1 pseudogene is annotated in these 225 nt (G+C 54.7%); it reads left to right on the top strand.

Features of this window, described 5'->3' with window-relative positions:
- Positions 1-225, top strand: a pseudogene (locus tag BWI93_RS27690) (HAMP domain-containing histidine kinase); the annotation flags it as partial.

Here is a 225-nt window from a genome sequence, read left to right as displayed (position 1 = left end):
TAAGTCCGTGCTGGAGATGATGAATCGGCAGACGGATCACCTGGTTCGGATGGTTGATGATCTACTCGATGTCAGCCGCATTAGTCAGGGCAAGATCGAACTCCGCAAAGCGAGCGTCAATCTAGTCGACCTAGTCAGTCAGGCCACGGAATCCGTCCGAAGGGTAACCCAGCAAAAGCAGCAGCAGTTGAGGGTGAGTCTGCCGGCTAGTCCGGTTGAGATGGA

The sequence above is a fragment of the Siphonobacter sp. BAB-5385 genome (assembly GCF_002261125.1).
Taxonomy (GTDB): Bacteria; Bacteroidota; Bacteroidia; order Cytophagales; family Spirosomataceae; genus Siphonobacter.
Note: the sequence above shows the minus strand (reverse complement) of the source record. Positions and strands in the feature narration are given on the sequence as shown.